Origin of the sequence: Amphibiibacter pelophylacis, assembly GCF_037688875.1 — a bacterium.
Taxonomy (GTDB): Bacteria; Pseudomonadota; Gammaproteobacteria; order Burkholderiales; family Burkholderiaceae_C; genus Amphibiibacter; species Amphibiibacter pelophylacis.
Genome location: NZ_JAWDIE010000002.1, coordinates 126849 through 152249 on the forward strand (window position 1 = coordinate 126849; position 25401 = coordinate 152249).

General features: G+C 64.9%; 3 protein-coding genes and 2 pseudogenes. 1 reads left to right on the top strand and 4 read right to left on the bottom strand.

The window, feature by feature from the left end:
* Window positions 1-396: 396 nt before the first annotated feature.
* Complete coding sequence (locus RV045_RS01880; protein ID WP_423234124.1) at window positions 397-1032, top strand: hypothetical protein; 636 nt, start codon at window positions 397-399, stop codon at window positions 1030-1032.
* Here the strand turns inward: RV045_RS01880 and RV045_RS01885 are convergent.
* The 4 genes and pseudogenes from RV045_RS01885 to RV045_RS01900 all read right to left on the bottom strand — a co-directional run.
* Window positions 1027-1734 (bottom strand): annotated as a pseudogene (locus RV045_RS01885) (two-partner secretion domain-containing protein); the annotation flags it as partial. The gene RV045_RS01880 and the pseudogene RV045_RS01885 sit on opposite strands and share 6 nt — an antisense overlap.
* A gap of 227 nt (window positions 1735-1961) precedes the next feature.
* Entirely contained in the window at window positions 1962-11543 is a 9582-nt protein-coding gene (locus tag RV045_RS01890) for a beta strand repeat-containing protein (protein WP_423234122.1), read from the bottom strand.
* 2055 nt (window positions 11544-13598) lie between these two features.
* A pseudogene (locus RV045_RS01895) lies at window positions 13599-14396 on the bottom strand (two-partner secretion domain-containing protein); the annotation flags it as partial.
* 172 nt (window positions 14397-14568) lie between these two features.
* The gene (locus RV045_RS01900; protein WP_423234123.1) at window positions 14569-24018 is read right to left on the bottom strand and encodes a YDG domain-containing protein; all 9450 of its coding nucleotides are present in this window, start codon (window positions 24016-24018) and stop codon (window positions 14569-14571) included.
* Between the last annotated feature and the right edge of the window lie 1383 nt (window positions 24019-25401).

Consider the following 25401-nt stretch of genomic DNA (forward strand, 5'->3'; position numbering starts at 1 on the left):
ACTAAAAGTAGAGCCAGTTATCGCAACAGTTTTCCCGCTAACCACGTGCGAGCCGAAATCGGAAACAATGGAAACCCCTGAATATCGTGATATCCAATCGTCACCCGGATGAATATAACCGTTAAGCGCTATATTTCCAGCGCCGGAAAAAATATCCGCATTGGCCAGAACAATGCCCCCTACACTTCCTGCAGCAGTTGTATCGTCACTGCTAGCCAATGCAGTTGATCTGACGCCAGATGTCCCATTAATGTCCCCACCGCCAAACGTGACATCAGCCCCACCCGCCTCGTCCACCCGGGTATCAATCTTGCTGTCCGCATTCATCCGGATACCACCAGCATCGCCACCTTCGCTGTTTGAGGCATACAGCACGGCGCCGCCGCGCGTTGTCGCTTGTACACCTGCGGCCTGGTCGATTTTCCCTTTGGCGACGGCGGTGAGGCCCAACGCGCCACCTGTACTGGTGATATTGGCATTGAGCGCAATATTGCCATCCGCCACCAGATTCAGCGTGGCCGCATTGCTGCCACTGTGGGTGATGGACGCCTCTACGGTCAAATCGCCTGCGTCGGTGCCCTCACCCGCCGTGGTCACGGTCACCGTGCCGTTGTTGGACAGATTACTGGCAATATCGTCAGCTTGGGTTCGATTGATGGTGATATTGACTGGGTCGATCAGCCATTCCCCGCCAGAGCCCTGCGCAGACCGGGTGTCAGCCCGGAAGCCGGAAAAATCAACATCGTGGCCAGAGGTTTCAACACGCCCGCCTTGACCCGCGCCCGCCGCTTTGGCCTGCACACTGCCTTGTGCGGTGGTTTTCCCGCCCGCCTTGTGCACATCGCTCCACAGCACCACCTCGCCGCCATCGCCGTTTTGCGTGGCGTTGGCGGTAATGCTAGCGTCTTTGTCCATATTGACGCTGCTGGCCTGGCGCATGTCGCCACTGCCCTGCCAGCCGCCGCCCACATACACGGTGCCACCGCCTGTGGCGCCATCGGCTTTGATCTGGCTGCCTGCTTTCAGATTTAAGGCTTGCGCTTCAAGAACAATCTTGCCGCCTTTGTTCACCAGGCTGCTGGCGTCCAGCGTGCCGGTGTTGACCACGCTGCCGCCCTGCAGCGTAATGCTGCTTGCCGGGGCCACGATCTGGCCGTCGTTGACCACTGCGCCTCCGTCAGCGCGGCCCGCGAACGGGTCTTTGCCTGCCATGAAAGCATCCGAATCAGCCGTGCGCGTCGTGGCGACGATACCGCCCACGTTCACGCTGGCGGTCGGCGAGAAGTACACCCCCGCCGGGTTGCTGAGGTAGACCTGCCCGTTGGCCTTGATCTGGCCGTAAATCTGGCTGGGATCAACGCCTTGCACGCGGTTCAAGGTCACCGCGCTGGCGCTGGGTTGCTGGAAGTTGACCGTCGCCTCGCGGCCGACATCAAAGCCCTTCCAGTCGATCACGGCGCGCTGGCTGGCCTGACCGATGGTCATGGCCGCGCCCTGCTGCGCGATGCTGGCCTGGCCTGCAGAAACCTGGCCGCCCGTGGGCAGCTGCGTGGGTGCGGGCGGTGGCAGGCTTTGCGCAAAACCGGCGGCGGGTGCCAGCAGCGTGCCGAGCAGCAGGCTGCGCAGGCTCAGGCGGCGGCTGGAACGGCTCTTGCCGCGCCCTTTGGCGCATTCCTGAACAGCGGTCCAGCTTTGGGTGGATTCATTCCAGACGGTGCGGTAGCTTCTGTTCATGGTGATGCGCAGCACAGGCTGAGTCAGCCTGTTGCTCCTTCCTTCCGATTTGTCATTAAAAAAGCCCGGCAACCCCTGAGGGTGCCGGGCGGTCAGACCATCGCTTGCCCGGCTGTTCCCAGTCTAGGCATCGATTTTTTTGAACAGCGCCTTCAACAAGACCTTGATTGACATCCTGATCGGGTTATCAATTTTCAATCTGGAAATTCATGAAAGGCGATTGGCGATCAGCCTCCCGCATCAATCACCACCACCACCTCCTGGCCAGAGGCCGCGCGCAGCACCACCGTCAGCGGCAGCGTCACGTCGGCTTTGGACGACACCGTGAAGCGCTGGGTGCGCGCGTCGAAGCTGACGCCTGAAGGCAGCGGTTTGCCATCGGGAAGCTGCGCGCGCACGCCCTGGCTGCTCTCGCCGCCCCAGACGCGCTGCGGCACGGCGAAGCTGAAGCCTTCCGGGCGGCTGAGCGCATCGGGCGCCACGGTGACACTGAGCACGGCCGGACGGCTCGCCGCCGCCGGGACCACCTCCATCCGCGTGACGGCCGCGCTGGCGCCCGGCACCGCGCTGGACGATGCCGCCGCCGTGCCAGTGGCGTCGGACGACGCTGCGGAGGAACCCGTCGATGAGGACGTTGCGGACCCTGGCGTCGCCGATTCCGGCTGCGTCGCACTGGCCGAGCCCGCCGCTTCGGCGGCCTTGCGACCGTCGGCATCGTCCTTGCTCTCGCCGGAGCCGGATGCGCCTGAGCCCTCGCTGCCGCCACTGGCCGTGCCCGTGCCGCTGCTACCGCCCGAAACAGGATCGCCCAGAGCGACGTTCACCGGGTCGCCGCCACCCGGCAGCGACGGATCGCCGCTGATCACCGTCGTGGTCGGCGTCGGCGCGGCCGGGTTGCCGATCACCGGGCTGCCCGTGGTCACCGGCGGCGTCACGCCCGCGGTCACCTTGCCGGGATCGGCGGGCGAAGTACCGCTACCCGTCTCAACATAGCTGCCGCCCGTGAGATTGGTGCTCGCCGCATTGACCGGGCCGGACGCCAGCAGCGTTCCGCCCGACTGGTTGAGCTGCGTGGCACTGAGCCCCTTGTCCAGATTGACCCGGCCGCCGGAAACCGACAGCGTGTCGAGCTTGACCGCGCTGCGCGCGTTGAACTGGCCGTCCTGAGACACCGCCACGCTGCCGCCCTGGACGGCGCCACGCACGGTGGTGGTTCCACCACTCTGGTCGAACGTGCCAGTGAGGGTCACCGGCCCGTTCAGATCCAGGCCGCCACCGCTCTGGCTGGCCTGCGACAGCCGCGCCGGACCATCGACGCTCGCCGTCCCGCCGGTCTGTGACAGCGTGCCGTTCACATCCAGCGCATTGGCGAAGCTCATGCCACCCGCGCTCTGGCTCAGGTTGTTGACCGCCGCGTTGCCGCCGACGGCCATCGCGCCGCCGGACACGGCCACGTTGCCGCCCTTCAGATCGCCGGTCAGCGCGGTATTGCCACCCTTCACCGCGACGCTGTCGGCGCTCAGGCTGTTCAGCTGGTTATCGCCTGCCAGCTCGGCGGTCTTGGCGGTCGTCGTGCCCGTTGCGCTCAGGGCGCCGCCGGTTTGGTTCAAAGGACCGGCCACCGCCAGATCCGTCGCGGCGATGCTGCCGCCGGACTGGGTGAGCGTGTTGGCGTTTAACGGGCCGGTCGAGGTCAGGCTGCCGCCGTCGGCCACCGTCAGGTCGTCAGCAGTCGTTTGACCGCCGACAGCCAGTGCGCCGGTGCCAGACAGGGCCACGTCACCGCCAGTCAGGTTGCCCGTCAGTGCGGTATTGCCGCCCTTCACCGCGATGCTGTCGGCGCTCAGGCTGCTCAGCTGGTTGTCGCCTGCCAGCTCGGCGGTCTTGGCGGTCGTCGTGCCCGTGGCGCTCAGGGCGCCGCCGGTTTGGGTGAGCGGACCCGCCACCGCCACATCCGTCGCGGCGATACTGCCTCCGGACTGGGTGAGCGTGTTGGCGCTCAAAGGACCGGCGGCGGACAGGCTGCTGCCATCGGCCACCGTCAGGTCGTCGGCCGTCGTTGTGCCGCCAACATCCAGCCCGCCAGAGCCACTCAGGGCAACGTCGCCACCCGTCAGGTCGCCGGTCACAGCGGTATTGCCACCCTTCACGGCGATGCTGTCGGCGCTCAGGCTGCTCAGCTGGTTGTCGCCTGCCAGCTCGGCGGTCTTGGCGGTCGTCGTGCCTGTTGCGCTCAGGGCGCCGCCGGTTTGGTTCAAAGGACCCGCCACCGCCACATCCGTTGCGGCGATGCTGCCGCCCGACTGGGTGAGCGTGTTGGCGTTCAAAGGACCGGCTGCGGACAGGCTGGATTCGCCCGCCACCGTCAGGTCGTCGGCCGTCGTTGTGCCGCCAACATCCAGTGCGCCGGAGCCACTCAGGGCGACATCGCCGCCCGTCAGATCTCCGGTCAGCGCGGTATTGCCGCCCTTCACGGCGATGCTGTCGGCGCTCAGGCTGCTCAGCTGGTTGTCGCCTGCCAGCTCGGCGGTCTTGGCGGTCGTCGTGCCTGTTGCGCTCAGTGCGCCGCCGGTTTGGGTCAGCGGGCCATCGACGGTCAGATCGGTCGCGGCGATGCTGCCGCCGGACTGAGTCAGCGAATCCGCTTGGGTCGCTCCGCCCACGCCCAAACTGCCGCCCGACACAGCCACATCACCGCCCGTCAGGTCACCGGTCACAGCGGTATTGCCGCCCTTCACGGCGATGCTGTCGGCGCTCAGGCTGTTCAGCTGGTTATCGCCTGCCAGCTCGGCGGTCTTGGCGGTCGTCGTGCCTGTTGCGCTCAGAGCGCCACCGGTTTGGCTCAGCGGACCGGCCACCGCCAGATCCGTTGCGGCGATGCTGCCGCCCGACTGGGTGAGCGTGTTGGCGCTCAAGGGACCGGCGGCGGACAGGCGCGCATCACCGCCAACAGACAGCGCGTCCACCGCGGTCGCGCCCGACACGCCCAGACTGCCGCCCTGCAGATCGGCATTGCCGCCCGTGAGCGATCCACCCACCGTCGCGCTGCCGCCGGTCTGCGTGAGCGTTCTGCCTTCGCCGACGGCCAGGTCACCATCCACCGCCAGGCTGCCGCCCGACTGGCTGACATCACCGCCCGTCAGGTCGCCGCTCAGGCTGGTCGTGCCGCCGTTGACGGCAATGCGGTCGGCCTTCAGATCGTTCAGCGCGTTGGTCCCAGCCAGCTCAGCCGATTGGGCCGTGGTCGTGCCGGTGGCGGTCAGGGCGCCACCGGTCTGGCTCAGCGCGCCCGCCACATTGATGTCCGTCGCAGCGACACGGCCGCCCGACTGGGTCATCGTCTCCGCCGTGAGCGGACCGGTCGAACCCAGGATGGCGTTGTCGGCCACGGTCAGAACGGCGGCCTTCGTCGCGCCCGCCACATCCAGCACGCCGTTGCCGCTCAAGGCCAGGTCGCCGCCCGTCAGGTTGCCGACCACATTGGCCGAACCGCCGGTGATGGCAATGCGGCTGGCTTCCAGATCGTTCAGCACGCTGGCACCGGCCAGTTCGGCCGTCCCGGCTTTGGTGGTGCCCGTCGCGGCCAGGATGCCACCACTCTGCGTGAGAGCGCCCTGCACCGTCAGATCAGAGGCCGCCATGCTGCCGCCCGACTGGGTCAGCGTGCTGGCCATGACCGGGCCCAGGGCGGACAGGCTGGCCTCACCCGCCACCGCCACATCAGCGGCCGTTGTCGCGCCATCCACCGTCAGCGCGCCCGTGCCGCTCAGGGCCAGGTCGCCGCCGGTCAGGTCGCCGCTCAGCGCCGTCGAGCCGCCTTTGATGGCGATGCTGTCCGTCGCGCTCAGGCTGCCCAGCATGTTCCTGCCCGCCAGCTCGGCCGACCGGGCGGTCGTCGTGCCCGTCGCGGTCAGGGCGCCGTCGGTCTGGATCAACGGACCGGCCACGGCCACTTCCGTCGCAGCGATGCTGCCGCCGGACTGGGTGAGCGTGCTGGCGCTCAGAGGGCCGGTTGCGGACAGGCTGCTGCCATCGGCCACCGTCAGATCGTCAGCCGTCGTTTTGCCTTTGACATCCAGCGCACCGCTGCCACTCAGGGCGACATCGCCGCCCGTCAGATCGCCCGACAGAGTGGTGTTGCCGCCCTTCACGGCGATGCTGTCGGCGCTCAGGCTGCCCAGCGTGTTGTCACCCGCCAGGCGGACCGATCCGGCGGTCGTCGCGCCGGTGGCGGTCAGCGCACCGCCGACTTGGGCGATGCTTCCGGCGGACAGATCGCCCGTGACGCCCAGCACGCCCGAGGACTGGCGGATGCTGCCGTCCACCGCCAGGCCCTGATCGAAGTTCGCGGTGGCATCAGCCAGCACCAGCGAGTTGACTTTGGCCGGGCCCTGGCTGTCCAGCGTCGTGCCCTGGCCACTCACCCCAAGGCGGTCCGTCACTGTCAGCGGCCCCGTCACGCCCAGCTTGCCGCCACTGAGGTCCACGTCCTCGGCCTTCAGCGCCTGGGCGAAACTGGACGATCCGCCCTCCTGCGTCAGCGACGTGACCGTGGCATCGCCCTGGACCTTCAGGTCCGCGTCGCCGCCCACCGACACCGCACCGGCATCCAGCGGGCCACGCACCGTGCTGGCGCCGCCCAGGAAGGCCGCCTGATCCGACTTCAGCGCAGCCACATCGGCCGTGCCGCCGTACTGGTACAGCGCCTTCGCCTCCAGCGTCCCGGCCGTGTTGAGCGCGCCCCCGGTCTGCGCCACCTGGGCGAACTTCACCGGCGCATCCGGGCTGGTGGTGCTGAAAGTGCCCCCGTCCAGCTGGAGATTGCCACCGGTCACCGCCGATGCCGCCGTGGTTTCGCCGCCCTGCTGCGCATAAGTGCCCTGAACGGTCAGCGGCCCGGCAAAGGCGCTGCTGCCGCCCGTCTGCTGCGCGTTGTTGACGGTGGTTGTGCCCGTGGCAGACAGTGTGCCGCCGCTCTGCTTGAGCGAATCGGTCACGGTCAGATCATTCAGCGTGCTGGTGCCGCCCGCCAGCGTGGCGGTGCCCACGGAGCTGGGGCCATCGGCCTTGAGCGTCGTGCCCTCGCCCGACACATTCAGCGTTTTGGCCCCCAGGGCCTTGTCGAACGTGGTGCTTCCGCCACTCAGGGTGACGCTATCCACCACCGCCGCTTCCTTCGCCGCAAAGCTGCCGCCGCTGACCGCCACGTTGCCGCCGGTCAGAGCGCCTTTGACGGTCGCCGTGCCGCCGGTCTGCTCCAGGTTCTTCACGTCCAGGGCCGCGAACGAGGTGGTTCCGCCGTCAATTGTGGCGGTGCCCACGGTGCTGGGACCTTCCACGGTCATGCTGGCCGCGTTGCCATCGACGGTCAGGTCGTCTGCAGTCAAACTGTCCGTGAAAGTAACCTTGATGTTTTTATCGGCATCCTGAGAACCTACCTTGATGATGCCCACCGTGGCTGGGCCATTGGCCTCGAAACTGTCGCCTGCCAGTGTTGCATCATCGGCCTTGAAGCGACCCGTCGTGACCTTGGCGCTGCCGCCCGTCCCGAACAGCCCCACATCCACATTGCCCAGCATCGCGCTGCCGGCTTCCACCGACAGAATGCTGGCCGTCGTGGTGCCCGTCACACCGAGTGTCGGGGGCGTGCCGCCCTCGGCCTGAGAGACAGTGACCCGGGTCGCACCAAGATCACCCACCACATTCATGGCACCGCCCGAGAGATTCAGCACATCGGCATTCAGGTTCTTGTCCACCCCCAGGCTGCCGCCGGAGACGTTCATGGCGGCCGTCGTCAGATTGCCCTGGGCCGCGACCGTGCCACCGGTCTGGGTCCAGCCGGTGGTGGCTTCGACATCGCCCGTGAAGGTGCTTGTGCCCCCCGAAATAGTGGCGCTCTGAAGTTCGCTTGCGCCCTGAACGGCCAGGTTGCCGCCCGTCTGATCCAGCGTATCGAGCTTCAGCCCGCCCGCGCCCACCTGCAGATCGCCGCCGCTGATGGCCAGGCTGCCCAGACCATCGCCCACGCCATCCACCTGCACAGCCTGGCTGGTATCGGCCGGAGCGACAGCCTTGGTGGGATCGAAACTGACCTTCACCCCAGCCGGGATCACCACATTGGCCACGTTGGCCAGATCGGGCACGGCGCCGCCCGCCCAGTTGGCCGGATCAAACCAGTTGCCGCTGGCGCCCCCCACCCAGGCCACGCTGTCCAGACGCGTGATGCTGCTGGCGGTGTTGTCGGTCGTGGTGAGCTTGTAGTTACCGCCGTCGTTGTTGCCATCGTCGATGACCAGGTCTGCGAAGCTCAGCGTCTTGTTGCTGCCGACGTTCTTGTCGTTGAACGCCAGGCGGACCGATTTGATGCCGTCGCCGCTGGCCAGGGCACTCTTGAGCGTCTCCAGTTGCTCAGCGGTCAGGTTGTAAGCGGTGTTTCCGTCGTAGACCTTGGTGGCGGTTGGCGCCGCCAGAGTCACCTCTTTCTGGGTGATGTTCCCCGTTTTGTCCAGGGTGCTGCCGCCAGTCAGGTAGTAGTTGCCGGCGTCCGCGCCCCCCAGCGTCATCTGGGCGATGGTGAAGGGCACGCCGTCGCCCACATTGCGGCTGGCAAACGCGCCCTGGCCACTGACCGTGACCGCGTCGTTGTCCACCAGGTTTTTCAGCGACATGCTCAGGCCGTCCACGCTGGTCGTGCCGTCGTAGACCTTGCTCACCCCGGCAGCGGCGTCCGGCGTCACGCCGCGCTGGGTGACGGTGGTGCTGCCCACCACATCCAGCCCTTTGAAGTTGACGCTGGGCGGGCTGGTCCCGTCAGCCTCAAGGATCGAGTACTGGCCCACCGGGGTACGCCCGGCGCCGGACACGCCCGCAAGGACGCCGGGTGCGCTTTCCAGCTTGACCTTGACGGTGATGGGACCAGTGCCATCGTTGATGGTGTAAGTGCTGTCGTCCACCTTCGTGACCTGGTTGGCTTCGAAACTCTTGACCGTATCGGGCTGCCCGGCCTTCTTGAAGACGAACTTCACCGTGGGTGTGGGGATGCCCGAAGCGTCGCCATAGGTGTGGGTCGAGCTGCCAAACAGCACCGCCAGCTGGTCCGCCGGGGTGATGGTGTAGTCGCCCGCCACCGGGGTGAAGATGTAATTGCGCGCCGCCAGGCCGCTGGTGTCGGCGACCAGCACGCCGGTGTAGGTTCCTGCGTTGTTCTCGCTGGCGTTGCTGCGCGTCACTGTGATGCCGTCCGCACCAGTGATACCGGCCGAGCCATCGGGTTTCGCGGCCGTGGTGGCGGTTTCGCCGTGGACAAAGCCCACCAGGCTGGTGCCTCCAAAATTGGATTCATCATCGAAGCCGACAAACTTCTGCGCCGGGTTGGCGTAGACCTTGATCTCGGCCTTGTTGATGGTGGCCGTGACACTGGGCAGATCGGATTTCAGCGTGTAGTTGCTGGCTTTGGCGCCAGGCCCGTCCTTCAGGGTGTAGCCGCTGAGGGTCAGCGCCTTGTTCACGCCTGCATCAGGGTCGGCGAACTGGAGCAGGCCTGTGTTCAGGCCCAGCTGCTCGCCGCTGACCACGTTGCCCAGCGTCACCGTGCCACTCGTCGTGGCATTGGTGGTGCCGTCGTAGGTTTTGTCGGCGACGGTGATGCCGTCCAGCGTGACCGTGCGCCGCTCGATGCTGGCCGTGGTCGTCACCGGCGCTGCGGCCAGCGCATAGTTGCTGGCCATGCCGCCGCCGCTGCCGTCCTGCAGGGCCAGTCCATTGACCGTCACGGTCTTGCCCGTGCCTGCATCTTTTGAGCTGAAAGTGGCGCCGGTGTTGATCAGCCCCAGCGTTTCGCTGTCTACGCCTGTTGTGACGCTGCCAGCATTCGTCAGCGTGGCCGTGTCGTTGCCGTCGTACACCTTGTCAGCCGCAGCGACCCCGGTCACCGTCAGCACCTTGGGGGTGATGGTGGCCGTGGCCGTGGCCTGATCGGTGTAGCTGTAATTGCCCGCATCGCTGCCCTGATGGGTTACCGTCAAGGCCACATCGTGCGTCCCGGCATTTTTGTCGGCGAACACGCCGGTCGCCAGCACGCTGACAGCGTCTCCTTCCAGCACACCCGCTATCGTGGCCGCACTGGTGCTGACTGTCGCGGCCGTGCCGCCATCGTAGGCTTTGTTGCTGGCCGTGATGCCGCTGACCGACGCTGACAGTTTGTTGATACTGGCTTTGGCCGTTTTCTGATCCGTCAGCGTGTAGTTACCCACATCCGCGCCGGTGTATTGGCTGCTCAGCTGGACGATCTTGTCACTACCGGCATTCTTGTCCGCAAAATGGCCCGTGGCGGCCACACTGACAGTATCACCGGCAACCAGGCCATTAACCAATGCACCGCTGGCATTCACCGTGGCATTGGGCGTGCGGTCGTAGGTTTTGTCTTCAACAGTGATGCCGCTCACCGTCGCCGCCTTGGGCGAGATACTGGCCGTTGTGCCATCCTGGCTGATGATGGCGTAGTTGCCCCGGTCCGCACCGCCATAGGTGCTTTTCAGCTGTACGCCTTTGGCATTCCCGACATTTTTGTCGGCGAACTGGCCGGTTGCGGCCACGGTCAGATCGTCCCCGGCAACCAGACCAGCGCGCTGCAGGCCATCCAGGCTGACCTGCGCGTCGCGGCTGCCGTCGTACACCTTGTCGGCAGCGGTGATGCCGCTGATATTCAGCGTTTTGGGCGTGATATTGGCTGTGGTGCTGGTCTGGTCGGTGATGACGTAATTGTCCTTATCCGCGCCGCTGTAACTGCTGGCAAGGGTTACCACCTTGTTCGCGCCGACGTTTTTGTCAGCAAATGTGCCTGTCGCCGCGACGTTGACCACATCCCCCGCAACCATTCCGGCCTTGTCCACCGCCGCTGTGCTGACCGTGGCGGCGTTATTGCCGTCGTAAATCCTGCTGGAGGCCGTGATACCGCTGACGATCAAAGCTCTTTGCGCGACCGTCAATGTGGCGGGCGCTGCATAAGCCAGGCTATAGCCTAGTGCAGCCAGATCCGTACCACCGCCAGATGCCGTCAAGGTATGGCTGCCCGCTGTGTAAAAGCCACTGGTGGATTTGGTTCCACCGCTAATGGCCGCAACAACACTCGCTGTATCGCCATTGACCATCCCGGTCCAGAGGCCAGAATCCCAGGTATCACCGTAAGTAATGCTTGAGCTGCTCATCGCCCAGGTGGCCGTGGGGCGTTCGCGATAAATCAGGTTCAGGCCGGGCACTAATGCCTTGGTGTATCGGTTTGGAGCACTGGTGTTTTCATCGCTGCCATAACGGAAACGGCCAGAACCCGTCCCACCCACCAGGGTGTTTGCACTGCCGCTGCCCGCCAGGCTGCCGGTATACAGCGTGGCCGTGCCACCTGCGCCCACAGTGACCGATGCCCCCGGGTTGATGACCAGATCACCCCCGGCAGCCGTGCCCGCATTGCTGGCCCGGCCAGCGTTCAGTGTGACCGCTGTCGCGCTGGCGTTCGACGTTGCAACCGATTTGTCCAGAATCAGATTACCCGCTTCGGTCGAAATATCCACGGTGCCCGTGCTGCTGATGCCGGCAACAGGCGCCCCCACATCCGTCACGTCGCCCACTGTCAAGCCGTTGCTGTCGCGCAAAACGATGCTTCTTGCGCCAGTTGCGGCCACTGTACCGAGATCATTGGCCGCATTACTCAGATTAAACGTGCCGCCACCGCCCAAAATCAAATTGGGCAAAGTCTGCGCCACCGCCTGGGTCACTGTTCCGCTGGTGGTCAGGCGCAGCGCGTTGCCATTCATGCTCAAGGCGCCATTCAGCCCGATATTGCCAGAACTAGCCAGTAACTGCACCGGGTCCAGAAAATTCACTGCTCCGCTTACATTCACCGCTCCAGTGCCATCTGGACGACCAAAGCTGATCTGGCTGAATCCATCTTGGACAACAGCATTACTGCCATTGATATTACCCCCTAAAAAATTAAACCCACCGGTAGCGCCCCAGCCTTGCAAATTCCAGTTTGCCCCAGCACTGAATGGAAATATCTCGAGCACACCTGTTGAGCGCAGCGAGACCGCATTGGAAAAATCAAAATTATCCGCCGTTATGTTGATTTTCCCCGAGTAACCCGCACCTCCGATATTAGCTTTCTGAATGCTAATATCATTGCCACCGCCCGAATAATTTTTCCCCGCAATAGTAATATTGCCGCTATCGGCATCACCGATAACAACGGAGGCAAGTGTCGAATCAATGGATACTGGCACTGAAGTCACGCCCCCCCCTCTCAGGGTTGAGGACAGTGAAATCGGCCCACCATTATCAGTTTGAATTTTTATGCGACCCGTTCCATCCATGCGGATGCCAACGGTATTTAATCCCGAAGTAGCTGCCGCGTCAGCAATTAAGTCGATGCCCGAGGTGGCGGGGTTTGGCGCAAGGTTTGAAATATTAACCTCCTGGCCATCGCCAGGCGATAACCAGATGGATTTAACATTATTTGCCGCACCGGGAAATGCACCAATAAACTGAATTTTACCGCTGGTGGTATTTGTGATATTCGCTGATTCAATTTTAATAGCTGAATTATCTTGCATGCCTGCGGCGACAGCGAATGTACTGCTCAATGTCATCCCAGTACCTGATGTAAGCGCGGAGGCTCTGCCTTCTGGGCTGGATATGTAAATGCCATAGTTGTTGCTAAATTTCTTAGCACTACCAATCAGGCTAATGGTGCCGCCCGCTTGAAGCTCAGCCTGGCTGATTTCAATACCGTGGTTAAACGATCCTGCAGTCTCTGAGCCAATACCAGTTATTGACAAATTGCCAGCCGCTTGAACAGATTGCGTCGCGCTACCACGAGCGCCAATAAAAGTGCCTCGATTCTTGGAAACCGCCGTGCTGGTATTTTGCGCGTCGGACAGTGAAATGATGGAAATATCTCTACCACTCACGCCATGATTACCCGAATCGCTGAGCAAAGTCACCCCGTTGTTCAGAAATCCTGTGCCGCCTTTTGGATAGATATAACCTCGCAGGGTTACGTTACCCGTGCCTGCACGTATATCCGCGTTCGCCAGAACTATAGCACCCACTGCATTAGCCGCTACATCATCACTGCCTGTCCCGCCCCCTATCCGATAGGCAAAATATGATGCTGGAACCGTTCCGCCACTAAAAAGCACACTGCCACCGCCACTATCAATGAGGCTATTCGCATTCATCCGGATGAACCCCTCAGGCCCCCCCTGAGTGGCAGCATTACTGGCATTACTATAATAGTTGACAGATCCACCTCGAGTTAAAACCTGAACCCCTTCAGACTGATTGATCCCTTTATTGGCTTTAACAGTAAGATTTAGCGCGCCACTCGTGCTGAAAATATTTGAACTGATTATGACGTTATTATCAGCGGTCAGATTCAGCGTGGATGCATTGCTGCCGCCGTGGATGATGGGCGCCGCCACAGTCAAATCGCCCGCATCCGTGCCCGCACCCGCTGTGGTCACGGTCACGGTACCGTTTTTGGACAGATTGGTGGCGATATCGCCAGCGCGGGCCTCGTCGATGGTGATATTGACCGGGTCAATCAGCCATTCCCCGCCAGAACCCTGTTCAGACCGGGTTTCGGCGCGGAAGCCGGAAAAATCAACGTCGTGACCGGAGGTTTCAACACGCCCGCCTTGACCCGCGCCCGCCGCCTTGGCCTGCACGCTGCCTTGTGCGCTTGTTTGCCCGCCCGCCTTGTGCACATCGCTCCACAGCACCACCTCGCCGCCATCGCCGCTTTGCGTGGCACTGGCGGTTATGCTGGCGCCTTTGTCCATATTGACGGTGCTGGCCTGGCGCATCTCGCCCGCGCCCTGCCAGCCGCCGCCCACATGCACGGTGCCACCGCCTGTGGCGCCGTCGGCTTTGATCTGGCTGCCTGGTTTCAGGGCAATATGATCGGCTTCAAGAACAATCTTGCCGCCTTTGTTCACCAGGCTGCTGGCATCCAGGGTGCCCGTATTGACCACGCTGTCGCCCTGCAGCGTGATGCTGCCTGCCGGAGCCACAATCTGGCCCTCGTTGACGACTGCGCCGCCATTTGCCCCGTCCGCGCGGCCCGCGAACGGGTCTTTGCCCGCCATGAAAGCATCCGAATCCGCTGTGCGCGTCGTGGCGACGATACCGCCCACGTTCACGCTGGCGGTCGGCGAAAAGTAAACGCCCGCCGGGTTGCTGAGGTAGACCTGCCCGTTGGCCTTGATCTGGCCGTAAATCTGGCTGGGATCAACACCTTGCACGCGATTCAAGGTGACCGCGCTGGCGCTGGGTTGCTGGAAGTTGACCGTCGCATCGCGGCCGACATCGAAGCCCTTCCAGTCGATCACGGCGCGCTGGCTGGCCTGACCGATGGTCATGGCTGCACCCTGCTGGGCGATGCTGGCCTGGCCCGCGGCGACCTGGCCGCCCGTGGGCAGCTGCGTGGGTGCGGGGGGCGGCAGGCTTTGCGCAAAACCGGCGGCGGGCGCCAGCAGCGTGCCCAGCAGCAGGCTGCGCAGGCTCAGGCGGCGGCTGGAACGGCTCTTGCCGCGCCCTTTGGCGCATTCCTGAACAGCGGTCCAGCTTTGGGTGGATTCATTCCAGACGGTGCGGTAGCTTCTGTTCATGGTGCGACGCGGCACAGGCTGAGCCAGCCTGTTGCCCCTTCCTCGAATTAATAATTGAAAATGCCCAGCATCAAACAATGATGCCGGGCATTGGGCATCCGGACTACCCGGCTGCTTTGAGTCTAAAGAAGGCTGTCGCGGGCAATCGCCCCATCAAAGCGCATAACTGCGCTCAGTTATCCCAATCAAGCTCGACCCGGACCTGTCGCCCGGAGGCCAGGCGCAGCACCACCACCAGCGGCAGTTCCAGCCCCGATTTCGGGGCCACGGTGAAGCGCTGATCGGCCGCATCGAAGCTCAGACCGGCGGGCAGCGGGCGACCCTCCGGCAGCTCGGCGCGGATGTCCTGGGCCAGCTCGCCCGCCCACACGCGCTGCGGCACGGTGAAGGTGAAGCCCTCGGGCAGGCTGAACGCGCCGGGCCGGATCTCCACATTCAGCGTGGCGGGCTGGCCGGGCGATGCGGGCGTGAACCCCAACCGCGTGACGGCGCGGATTGAAGGCGGCAGCGTCACATCGCCGACGACAGTGAGGGTCGGGGCCGGGGTGTCCGGGTTGCGCAGCACCGGGCTGCCTTCAGTGGGCGCGGCCACGCTGGCCGTCACCTGGCCCGGATCGACGAGCCCGGTCTCCTGACCGCCCTGCACAAAGTTCCCACCGGAGCGGTTGATGGTGCCCGCATTCACCGGCCCGGTGGCCAGCAGCGTGCCGCCGCGCAGATCCAGCTGGCGGGCGTTCAGGCCGCGATCCAGACTGACGCGTCCGCCATCGACGCTGAGCGTCTCCAGATCGACCGCCGACCGCGCATTGAACTGCCCGCTCTGGGACACCGCCACGCTGCCGCCCTTCAGGCTGCCGTGCGTGGTGGCACTGCCGCCGGTCTGGCTGAAAGTGCCGGCCAGATTGACCGGGCCGTAGAAATCGAGCGTGCCACCGCTCTGGCGCAGCCGATTCACCGAAGTGCCGCCGTTCACCGACAGCGACCCGCCAGAGATCGACAAATCGTCACCGCGCAGCGTGCCCGACACCGCCATCGCCCCGCCCGATTGCGACATCGGACCCGCGACCGCGACATCCCCCGCGCGGACCCGCCCGCCGGACTGCGCGAAGGTGTTGGCGTTCAGCGGACCAGTCGTGCTCAGGCTGCTGTCGTCGGCCACCACCACGTCGTCGGCGCGGGTTACGCCTTTCACATCCAGCGCGCCGCTGCCGCTCAAAGTCAGATCGCCGCCGGTCAAGTCGCCGCTCAACTTGGTATCGCCGCCGTTGATGGCGATGCTGTCAGTCGCGCTCAGATTGTTCAGCGCGTTGGTCCCGGCCAGTTCGACGGTCTTTGCAGTCGTCGTGCCCGTGGCGGTCAATGCGCCGCCGGTTTGAGTGATTGGGCCATTCACGGCCACGTCCGTCGCGGCGATGGTGCCGCCGGATTGGGTGAGCGTGTTGGCGTTCAGCGGACCAGTCGTGCTCAGGCTGCTGTCGTCGGCCACCACAACGTCGTCTGCGCGGGTTGCGCCTTTCACATCCAGCGCGCCGCTGCCGCTCAAAGCCAGATCGCCGCCGGTCAAGTCGCCGCTCAAGGTGGTCGATCCGCCTTTGATCGCGATGCTGTCGGTCGCACTCAGATTCTTCAGCGCGTTCGTCCCGGCCAGCGCGACGGTCTTGGCGGTTGTCGTGCCCGTAGCGGTCAGGGCGCCGCCGGTTTGAGTGATTGGGCCTGACACGGCCACGTCTGTCGCGGTCATGGTGCCGCCGGATTGGGTGAAGGTATTAGCGTTCAGCGGCCCAGCAGTGCGCAGGCTGCTGTCGTCGGCCACCACCACGTCGTCGGCGCGGGTTGCGCCTTTCACATCGATCGCGCCGTTGCCGCTCAAAGTCAGGTCACCACCCGTCAGATCCCCGCTGAGCGCAGTCGATCCGCCTTTGATCGCGATGCTGTCTGTCGCGCTCAGATTCTTCAGCGAGTTCGTCCCGGCCAGTTCGACGGTCTTTGCGGTCGTGGTGCCCGTGGCGGTCAGGGCGCCGCCGGTTTGGGTGATTGGGCCGGAAACGGCCACGTCTGTCGCGGTGATGGTGCCGCCGGATTGGGTGAGCGAAACCGCCTTCGTCGCGCCAGCCACGCCCAGGTTGCCGTCGGCAATGGTGAGGTCGCCACCCGTCAGATCCCCGCTGAGCGCAGTCGATCCACCCTTGACGGCGATGCTGTCGGTCGCGCTCAGATTGTTCAGCGCGTTGGTCCCGGCCAGCTCGACGGTCGTTGCCGTCATCGTGCCCGTGGCGGTCAGGGCGCCGCTGGTTTGAGTGATTGGGCCGGAAACAGCCACGTCTATCGCGGTCATGGTGCCGCCGGATTGGGTAAGCGTGCTGGCGTTCAGCGGGCCAGTCGTGCTCAGGCTGCTGTCTTCCGCCACCACCACGTCGTCGGCGCGGGTTGTGCCTTTCACATCCAGCGCGCCGCTGCCGCTCAAAGTCAGATCGCCGCCGGTCAAGTCGCCGCTCAACTTGGTATCGCCGCCGTTGATGGCGATGCTGTCAGTCGCGCTCAGATTCTTCAGCGCGTTGGTCCCGGCCAGCTCGATGGTCTTTGCAGTCGTCGTGCCCGTGGCGGTCAGGGCGCCGCTGGTTTGATTGATAGGGCCGGACACAGCCACGTCTGTCGCGGTGATGGTGCCGCCGGATTGGGTGAAGGTATTAGCGTTCAGCGGACCAGCAGTGCTCAAGCTGCTGTCGTCGGCCACCACCACATCGTCGGCACGGGTTGCGCCTTTCACATCGAGCGCGCCGTTGCCGTTCAAAGTCAGGTCACCACCCGTCAGATCCCCGCTGAGCGCAGTCGATCCGCCTTTGATCGCGATGCTGTCTGTCGCGCTCAGATTGTTCAGCGCGTTCGTCCCGGCCAGCTCGACGGTCTTTGCGGTCGTCGTGCCCGTGGCGGTCAGGGCGCCGCCAGTTTGGGTGATAGGGCCGGAAACGGCCACGTCCGTCGCGGTGATGGTGCCGCCGGATTGGGTGAGCGAAACCGCCTTCGTCGCGCCAGCCACGCCCAGGCTGCCGTCGGAGATGGTGAGGTCGCCGCCGGTCAAGTCGCCACTGAGCGCAGTCGATCCACCGCTGATTGAGATGCTGTCAGTCGCACTCAGATTGTTCAGCGCGTTGGTCCCGGCCAGCTCGACGGTCTTGGCGGTTGTCGTGCCCGTTGCGGTCAGGGCGCCGCCGGTTTGCGTGAGCGGGCCGGATACCGCGACGTCCGTCGCGGTGAGGGTGCCGCCGGATTGGGTGAGCGTGTTGGCGTTCAGCGGGCCGGCCGCATCGAGTGCGCCGTTTTCAGCCACCGTCAGCCCGTCAACGGCAGTCGCCTTGTCCACCTTCAGGCTGCCGCCGCTGAGATTGACGCTACCGCCCGTCAAAGTGCCGCCCACCGTCGCGGTGCCGCCCGTCTGGCTCAGGGTCTTGGCGTCGCCCACCGCCAGATCACCGCCGACGCCGAGCGTACCGCCGGACTGGGTGATGTCGCCTCCGGTCAAGTCGCCGCTCAGGGTGGTCGATCCACCATTGATGGCGATGCTGTCGGCCTGCAGATCTTTCAGCGAGTTGGTTCCGCCCAGGCTGGCGGCACCGGCCCGTGTGGTTCCGGTGGCGGTCAGGGCACCGCCGACCTGGGCAAGGCGGCTGGCGGACAGATCGCCCGTCACGCCCAGCGCGCCCGAGGACTGGCGCAGCGTGCCTTCAACCGCCAGACCCTGGCCAAAGTTGGCCACGCCGTCGGCCAGCACCAGCGAGTTCACTGTCGCCGGGCCGCCGCTTTGCAGCACAGAATCCGGGCCGCTGAGCAGCAGTCGGCCCGTCACCGACAGCGGACCGCCAGTGCCCAGGGTACCGCCGCTGATATCAGCCGTGTCCGCCGTCAGCTTTTGGGCGAAATCCGTCTGGCCCCCAGTCTGGTCCAGCGTGCCGACCGTGGCATCGCCCTGCACCGCCAGCGCAGCGCCGGGGCCGACTGACACCTGCGCGACATCCAGCGCACCGCGCACCGTGCTCACGCCGCCCAGAAAGCTGGCCTGATCCGACTTCAGCGAGGCCACGTCGGCCATGCCGCCGTACTGATACAGCTCGTTCGTGTCCAGCTGGCCCGCCGTATCGAGCTGACCCCCCGTCTGCGCGAGCTGAGTCAGCCGCACGGGCGCATCCGCGCCAGTGGCGCTGAAGCGGCCGCCTTCCAGCCGGAGATTGCCGCCCTGCACTGCTCCCGCCGCCGTGCTTGTGCCCCCCTGCTGCACATAATCGCCCGCCAGGTTCAGCGGCCCGGCAAAGCTGGCTGTGCCGCCCGTTACCCGCGCGCGCTTCAGGGTGGTTGTGCCCGAGGCGTCGAGCGCGCCAGCGCTCTGCGTGAGCGTGCCGGTGACGGTCAGATCGTTCAGCGCGCTGGCGCCACCCGCCAGCGTGACGGTGTCCACCGTGGTCGGGCCAGCGGCGGTGAGCGTCGTGGCGTCACCCGACACATCCAGCGAGGTCGCCTCCAGGGCCTGGTCGAAAGCGCTGCTTCCGCCGCTCAGCGCGACGCTGTCCAGCTTCGCCGCCCCCTGGGCCGTCAGGCTGCCGCCGCTGACCGCCACGCTGCCGCCGGTCAGGGCGCCAGACACCGTCGCGCTGCCGCCCGTCTGGCTCAGGCTTTTCACATCCAGCGCCGCAAACTGGCTGGTGCCGCCCTCCAGCGTCGCGGTGCCCAGCGTGCTGGCGCCGAGCGCGGTCAGCTCGCCGCTCTTCACCAGAACCTCGTCGGCCTTCAGCGTCTTGCGCCAGGTGAGCGCACTGTCAGCCCCCTTGACGGTGAGATCGCCCAAGCGGGCGTCACCGCCCACGTCCATGCTGCCGCCAGAGCTGGTCACCGAATCGGCCTGCAGGGTGCCAGAGGTTGTCAGGCTGCCCTCGCTGATCAGCAGTTCACCCAAGCGGGCCGAGCCCAGCGTGGCATCGCCACCTTCGATCGCCATAAAGCCTGCGCTGGCTTCGCCCTTGACGCCCAGCCTGGGCGCGGGCTGGCCTTCGGTGGTGTTCAGGGTGACGCCGGTCGCATCCAGATCGCCCTCCACGCTCAGATCGCCGCCCCGCAGCCGGATCTCGTTCGCCACCAGCGAGCGCTTCACCCCCAGCGTGCCGCCCAATTGGGTCAGGTTGCCGCCAATGAAGGCGCGTTCCAGCGCGACAGCGCCGCCGGTCTGGCGCCATTCCTGGCTGACCGACATATCGCCGGTCAGGCTGGCGGTGCCGCCCGAAACGCGGGCCGTGACGAACTGGCTGGGCCCGGCCACGGCCAGGGCGCCGCCGCTTTGGGTCAGGGCGTCCAGCCTCAGGCCGTCGGCGCCCACCTGCAGATCGCCCCCGGCCAGCGTCAGACTGGCCAGACCGCTGCCGATGCCATCGACCTGCACCGGCTGGTCAGCCACCGCACCGCCTTTGGCGCCCAGCGGATCAATACGGACCGTCACCCCGGCCGGGATCACCACATGGGCCACGTTGGCCAGATCGGGCACCGCCCCGCCCGCCCAGTTGGCCGGATCGAACCAGTTGCCCAGCGGGTCCGCGTTGGGCGCGCCCACCCAGGTGACGCTGTCCAGACGGGTGATGCGGCTGGTGGTGTTTTCTTTCAGCGTGACGTCGTAGTTCTTGCCGCCATTGCCATCGTCGATGACCGCCTTGCTGAGGGTCAGCGTCTTGCCGCTGCCGACGTTTTTGCTGTCGAAAGCCAGCGTCACCTGCGCCAGCCCGTCGCCCTTGACCAGATGGGTTGCCAGCGCCGCCAGCTCGGCCGCGCTGGCCGTGTAGCCGGTGCCGCCGTCGTACACCCGGCTGACACTGGGCGCGGTCAGGGTGATGACCCGGGGCGTGATGCGGGCCGTGCCGCTGAGCTGGCGGGTATCGCCCAGGAAATAGTTGGCGGCGTCGGCGCCATCCAGCCGCAGGTTGCCCACGGTGTAGGCGATATTGCTGCCCACATTACGCTGGCTGAACTCGCCCTGACCGCTGATGCTGACCGCGTCCGCAGGCCGACGGCCCGTCATCCCGATGGCCAGGTCGCGGACCTCCGTGGTGCCGTCGTACACCTTGCTGACGGGCGAAGTGATGTCCAGCGCCAGCCCGCGCGGGGTGATGGTGGTGCTGCCGACCACATCCAGCCCCAGGAAATTGCCGCCCACCGGCGTGGTTCCGGCGCCCGCCGCCAGATCGTAATGGCCCGCCCGGATCGCGCCACTGCCCGACACGGCAGCAGCGGCATCCCCGTCCTTCAGCGCCAGCGTCAGGTTCACGGTGCGGCCATTGACGTCGGTCAGGGTGTAGCTGCCGTCCGGCCCATCGGCCACGGCGACTTGGGTGATGGTCTGGCTGCCGCTGGACAGGTAGGCCGCCGTGGGCGTGCCGTAGCCGGGCGCGTCGCCGTACAGGCTGGAGCTGGCGCCAAAGCGCACCGCCAGCCGGTCGGCCGGGGTGATGGTGTAGTTGCCATTGACGGCGGTGAAGCGGTAATTGGGGGCGCGCAAGGCGCCCACGTCGGGCCGCAAGACGCCGGGGTAAACGCCCGCATCTTCGGTGCCCGCATTGCTGCGCGTTACGAGGGCGCTGCCGGTGACGCTGGCGCTGTCGGCCGTTTCGCCGTGCACAAAACCGGTCAGGCTGAAGCCCGCAAAGTTCTCGGCGTCGGGCTGCGTGTAGAACTTCTGGTCCGCATTGGCGTAGACCCGGATCTCGGCCGGAGTGATGTCGGCCGTGGTGCTGGGCAGATCGGGGCTGAGTGTGTAGTTGCTGGCCTTCGCCGTCGCGCTGTCCTGCAGGGTGTAGCCGCTGAGCTTCAGCGGCTTGCCCTGTGCAACATCCGGGTCGGCGAACTGCACCAGTCCCCGGGCCACCCCCAGGCTTTCGCCCGGCACCACGTTGCTGAGCGTGCCAGGCTGGCTGACCGTAGCGCTGGTTGTGCCGTCGTAGGTTTTGCTGTCAACGGCGACGCCGGTCAGCATGACCGTGCGTCGCCCGATGCTGGCCGTGGCCGTCACCGGTGCGCTGCCCAGCGTGTAGTTGCGGGCCAGGCCCCCGTTGCTGCCATCCTGCAGCGCCAGGCCGCGCAGGGTGACGGATTTGTTCTGGCCGGCATCGGCGGTGTCAAAGTCGGCCGTGGCCGTCGCGGCCGAAATGCCCAGCGTCTCGCTGCCGACGCCGGTGCTGACGCGGCCCGCGTCCGTCACCTCAGTGGCGGTGGTGCCGTCGTAAATCCTGTCGGCCGCCGTGGCCCCGCTGACCGTCAGCGCCCGGGGCGTGATGGTCGCCGTGGCACTGGCCTGATCGCTGTAGCTGTAGTTGGCCGCATCGCTGCCCTGGTGGCTGACGGTCAGGGCGACCGCGTGCGTGCCCGCATCCTTGTCAGCAAAACGGCCGCTGGCGGTGACGTGGACCTGATCGCCGTCCAGAAGACCCGACACCGCCGCCTGCGACGTACTGACCGAGGCGGTCACAGTGCCGTCGTAGGCCTTGTCGCTGGCGGTGATGCCGCTGACGCGGGCCGCCCGGGGCGTGATGCTGGCCGTGGTGCTGGCCTGGTCAGCGATGGTGTAATTGCCCCTGTCGCCGCCGCTGTAACTGCTCTCCAGCCGGACCGTTTTGTCAGCGCCCACGTTTTTGTCGCTGAAGCGGCCTGTGGCGGCCACCTGCACCTGGTCGCCGCCCACCAGGCCCTCGATGACCGCGCGGCTGGCGTCCACCGTGGCGTCTGTCGTGCGGTCGTAAACCCTGTCGGCAGCGCTGATGCCACTGACCGTGACCGCCTTGGGCGTGATGCTGGCGGTGGTCGTCACCGCTGAATCCGACAGGGCGTAGTTGCTGGCCAGGCCGCCACCGCTGCCGTCCTGCAGCGCCAGGCCAGTCACCGTCACGGTCTTGTCGGCGGCCACGTCCTTGCTGCTGAAGTGGGCGCTTGCTGCGTCTGCCGTGACGACCAGCGTTTCGTCCCCCACCCCCGTGCTGACGCTGCCCGCGCGGGTCAGTGTCGCGGTGGTGCTGCCGTCGTAGGTTTTGTCGGCGGCGGCCACGCCGGTGATGGCAACGGCCTTGCGCGCGATGCTCCCGATGGGGCCCTGGGCGCTGGTGGGCAGCGAATAGTTGCTCAGCAGCGTCGCGCCGCTGGCGCTGAAGTCGCCTGCAGACAGCGTCGCGCTCACCGCTTTGCTGATACCTGCGTTGGCGTCTAGGTAGCGGCCTGCCGTCTGGCTGACGCTGGCGCCTTCACTGTCCACAAAGCCGCTCAAGCTGAAGTTGCTGGCGCCCAGGCTGGCGGCTGTGCTGCCATCGTAGGTTTTGCGGGTGGCGCCGGTCAAGCTGGCGGTCAGCGCTTTTGGCGTAATGCTGCCGATGCTGCCCTCGGCGCTGGTGGGCAGCGTGTAGTTGCTCAGCAGCGTCGCACCGCTGGCGATGAAGTCGCCAGCAGACAGCGTCGCACTCACCGTCTTGGCGCTGCCTGCGTTGGCGTCCAAGTAGCGGCCTGCCGTCTGGCTGACCGTAGCGCCTTCGCTGCCCACAAATCCGAACAGGCTGAAGTTGCTGGCGCCCAGGCTGGCGGCTGTGCTGCCGTCGAAAGTTTTGCTAGTAGTGCCGGTCAGGCTGGCGGTCAGCGCTTTGGGCGTAATGCTCCCGATGCCGCCTTCGGCGCTGGTGGGCAGCGCATAGTTGCTCAGCAGCGTTGCGCCGCTGGCGCTGAAGTCGCCAGCCGCCAGAGTCGCGCTCACTGTCTTGCCGCTGCCTGCGTTGGCGTCCAAGTAGCGGCCTGTGGTCTGGCTGACCGTAGCGCCCTCGCTGCCCACAAATCCGCTCAGGCTGAAGTTGCTGGCGCCCAGGCTGGCCGCTGTGCTGCCGTCGTAGATCTTGCTGGTGGCGCCGGTCAAGCTGGCGGAGAGTGCTTTGGGCGTAATGTTCGCCGTGGTGGTGGCCGGTGCGCTGGCCAGCGTGTAGTTGCTGGCCAGGCCGCCGTTGGCGCCATCCTGCAGCGCCAGACCATTCACAGTCACAGTCTTGCCGTTGCCCGCGTCTTTCGTGGCGAAGGTGGCGCCGGTGTTGCTCAGACCCAAGGTCTCGCTGGCCACGCCTGTGCTGACGCCGCCTGCGCTGGTCAGCGTCGCGGTGGCGCTGCCATCGTAGGTTTTGCTGGCGGCAGCCACGCCCGTCACAGTCAGCGTTTTTGGCGTGATGCTGGCCGTGGTGCTGCCCTGATCGGTGATGAGGTAATTGCCCCGGTCCGCACCGCCATAGGTGCTGGTCAGCGCTACGACCCGGTTCGCGCCCACATTCTTGCTGTCAAAATCGCCTGTCGCAGACACGGTGACCACGTCCCCGACCACCAGGCCAAAGCGCTGCGCAGCCGCTGTGCTGACCGTGGCGGTGGTATTGCCATCGTAGGGTTTGGCGGCGGCCGTAATGCCACTGACCGTCAGCGCTTTTTGCGCGACGGTCAAAGTGCCCGGTGTATAAGCCAGCGCATAACCCAGCCCAGCCAGACCGGTACCGCCACCGGACGCCGTTAGATTATGGCTGCCCGCTGAATAAAATCCGGTGGTGGATTTGGTTCCGCCACTGATGATTGCCGGCACGCTGGCAATATCCCCATTGACAACTCCGCTCCAGCTGCCGGTCGGGGCAAAGGTCGTGCCATAGATAATATGGCTAGAATTTACTGCCCATGTGGCCGTCGGGCGTTCGCGATAAACCAGGTTCAGGCCAGACGACAGGGCTGTGCTGAAATTCTTGCCAGCCTCATCGCTGCCATAACGAAACCGGCCGACCCCTTTGCCTGCCACCAAAGACGCAGCGCTGGAGCTACCCGCCAGGCTGCCGGTATACAGCGTGGCCGTTCCACCTGTCCCCACAGTGACCGAAGCACCCGGGTTAATCACCAGATCACCCCCGGAAGCCGCCCCCGCAGCGCTGCCCAGGCCAGCATTCAGAGTAAGCGCAGTCGCAGTGGTATTGCTTGTGCCTACTGATCTATCCAGAACCAGATTGCCTGCTTGCGTCGCAATATCAACGATGCCTGAACTGCTGAGGCCGGTAACAGTTCCCAGTGCATCTGTCACTTCGCCAATCGTCAGACCGTTGCTGTCGCGCAAAGTGGTATTTCTCACCCCAGTCGCCGCAACAGTCCCAAGATCGTTGCCCACATCATTCAGATTAAACGTACCGCCACCCTCCAAAATAAGCTTTGGCAGATTCTGCGCAACCGCTTGGGTGACTGTTCCGCTTGTAGTCAGGCGAAGCGCGTTGCCATTCATACTCAAGGCGCCATTCAGCCCGATATTGCCAGACCCAGCCAGCAACTGCACCGGGTCTAGAAAATTGACTGCACCGTTTACATTCAGCGCTCCAGTACCATCTGAACGACCAAAGCTGATTCGGCCAAATCCATCCTCGACTACGGCATTACTACCATTAATATTTCCACCCGCAAAATTAAAACCACCAGTAGCACCCCAGCCTTGCAAATTCCAGCTTACACCAGCATTGAATGGAAGTATTTCCAAAAAACCCGTTGAGCGCAGCGATACAGCATTAGAAAAATCAAAATTATCTGCCGTTATAGTGATTTTCCCCGAATAACCAGCGCCTCCGATATCAGCCCTCTTTATATTAATATCATTACCACCGGCATTATAATTTTTCCCCGCAATAGTAATATTGCCGCTATCGGCATCACCGATAACAACGGAGGCAAGTGTCGAATCAATGGATACTGGCACGGAAGTCGCGCCGCCCCCATTGAGTGTTGAGGTCAGCAAAATCGGCCCACCATTATCGGTTTGAATTTTTATGCGACCTGCTCCATCCATGCGGATGCCGCTGGTATTTGAACCGGTGGTAATTGCATTTGGTGGAGCTTCCACGCCAGCAATTAAATCTATGCCCGAGGTTGCCGGGTTTGGCGCAAGGTTTGAAATATTAACCTCTTGACCATCGCCAGGCGATAACCAGATGGATTT